We start from the raw sequence: 2,328 nt of genomic DNA, 5'->3' as shown, positions 1-2,328 counted from the left end.
AGAAGAGAGATCCCACAACCCCGCATACGCAACCCCTGCCGGGTATCACACGTATACGGTTTGGCCTCATCCGGTTTCGCTCGCCACTACTCCCGGAATCACGGTTGTTTTCTCTTCCTGAGGGTACTGAGATGTTTCACTTCCCCTCGTTCCCTCCACATGCCCTATGTGTTCAGGCATGGGTGACAGCCCATGACGACTGCCGGGTTTCCCCATTCGGAAACCCCCGGATCAAAGCCTGGTTGACGGCTCCCCGGGGACTATCGTGGCCTCCCACGTCCTTCATCGGTTCCTGGTGCCAAGGCATCCACCGTGCGCCCTTAAAAACTTGGCCACAGATGCTCGCGTCCACTGTGTAGTTCTCAAACAACGACCAGCCACCCATCACCCCACCCGACAAGCAGATGAGTTCACTGGGGCCGGCATCCCCGAAGACACGACCATACGGCCGTACCCTCAGACACCCAACAACGTGCCAAGCACAGTCCGTTCCATGAACCCGTTTTCCACGCCGAAGCAGTACTGACGGTTTCCCGGAGAAAGACTGTGCCAACTAATCAACGTTCCACCCATGAGCTGACCGTGCGAAACATTTGTCCGCAATCGGTACTGTGCTCCTTAGAAAGGAGGTGATCCAGCCGCACCTTCCGGTACGGCTACCTTGTTACGACTTCGTCCCAATCGCCAGTCCCACCTTCGACAGCTCCCTCCCACAAGGGGTTGGGCCACCGGCTTCGGGTGTTACCGACTTTCGTGACGTGACGGGCGGTGTGTACAAGGCCCGGGAACGTATTCACCGCAGCAATGCTGATCTGCGATTACTAGCAACTCCGACTTCATGGGGTCGAGTTGCAGACCCCAATCCGAACTGAGACCGGCTTTTTGAGATTCGCTCCGCCTCACGGCATCGCAGCTCTTTGTACCGGCCATTGTAGCACGTGTGCAGCCCAAGACATAAGGGGCATGATGACTTGACGTCGTCCCCACCTTCCTCCGAGTTGACCCCGGCGGTCTCCTGTGAGTCCCCATCACCCCGAAGGGCATGCTGGCAACACAGGACAAGGGTTGCGCTCGTTGCGGGACTTAACCCAACATCTCACGACACGAGCTGACGACAGCCATGCACCACCTGTATACCGACCACAAGGGGGGCACTATCTCTAATGCTTTCCGGTATATGTCAAGCCTTGGTAAGGTTCTTCGCGTTGCGTCGAATTAAGCCACATGCTCCGCTGCTTGTGCGGGCCCCCGTCAATTCCTTTGAGTTTTAGCCTTGCGGCCGTACTCCCCAGGCGGGGAACTTAATGCGTTAGCTGCGGCACCGACGACGTGGAATGTCGCCAACACCTAGTTCCCAACGTTTACGGCGTGGACTACCAGGGTATCTAATCCTGTTCGCTCCCCACGCTTTCGCTCCTCAGCGTCAGTAATGGCCCAGAGATCCGCCTTCGCCACCGGTGTTCCTCCTGATATCTGCGCATTTCACCGCTACACCAGGAATTCCGATCTCCCCTACCACACTCTAGCCTGCCCGTATCGGATGCAGACCCGGGGTTAAGCCCCGGGCTTTCACACCCGACGTGACAAGCCGCCTACGAGCTCTTTACGCCCAATAATTCCGGACAACGCTTGCGCCCTACGTATTACCGCGGCTGCTGGCACGTAGTTAGCCGGCGCTTCTTCTGCAGGTACCGTCACTTTCGCTTCTTCCCTGCTGAAAGAGGTTTACAACCCGAAGGCCGTCATCCCTCACGCGGCGTCGCTGCATCAGGCTTTCGCCCATTGTGCAATATTCCCCACTGCTGCCTCCCGTAGGAGTCTGGGCCGTGTCTCAGTCCCAGTGTGGCCGGTCGCCCTCTCAGGCCGGCTACCCGTCGTCGCCTTGGTAGGCCATTACCCCACCAACAAGCTGATAGGCCGCGGGCTCATCCTTCACCGCCGGAGCTTTTAACCCCCGCCCATGCAGGCAGGAGTATTATCCGGTATTAGACCCCGTTTCCAGGGCTTGTCCCAGAGTGAAGGGCAGATTGCCCACGTGTTACTCACCCGTTCGCCACTAATCCACCCCGAAAGGCTTCATCGTTCGACTTGCATGTGTTAAGCACGCCGCCAGCGTTCGTCCTGAGCCAGGATCAAACTCTCCGTGAATGTTTACCCGACAATGTCAGGTGACACTCGCGTTGAGCGGGACAGTCAAACCGGAATATGGCAGACCGTCCACAGCGTCCTCGCTGTGTTTTTACTTCAAAGGAACCTCGACCATCCGAAGATGGACGGGGTATCAACTAATCTGGCGTTGATTTTTGGCACGCTGTTGAGTTCTCAAGG

The 2,328-nt window shown here is 57.5% G+C and carries 1 protein-coding gene and 2 rRNA genes (1 of these 3 only partly in view); 1 reads left to right on the top strand and 2 read right to left on the bottom strand.

Annotated elements, in window-relative coordinates:
- Both ACIO92_RS34080 and ACIO92_RS34075 read right to left on the bottom strand, forming a co-directional pair.
- Positions 1-334: ribosomal RNA gene (locus tag ACIO92_RS34080) — 23S ribosomal RNA — on the bottom strand (it extends 2,868 nt beyond the left edge of the window).
- A gap of 288 nt (positions 335-622) precedes the next feature.
- Positions 623-2,148: ribosomal RNA gene (locus tag ACIO92_RS34075) — 16S ribosomal RNA — on the bottom strand.
- The 16S and 23S rRNA genes sit together here, the layout of an rRNA operon.
- On the opposite strand from ACIO92_RS34075, the gene ACIO92_RS34070 reads away from it, so the two are divergent.
- The coding region (locus tag ACIO92_RS34070; RefSeq protein WP_402061439.1) for a hypothetical protein at positions 2,144-2,328 on the top strand (185 nt) is incomplete at its 3' end. The genes ACIO92_RS34075 and ACIO92_RS34070 overlap by 5 nt on opposite strands.

Origin of the sequence: Streptomyces sp. NPDC087215 (assembly GCF_044744885.1) — a bacterium.
In the GTDB taxonomy this organism is placed as follows: domain Bacteria; phylum Actinomycetota; class Actinomycetes; order Streptomycetales; family Streptomycetaceae; genus Streptomyces.
Note: the sequence above shows the minus strand (reverse complement) of the source record. Positions and strands in the feature narration are given on the sequence as shown.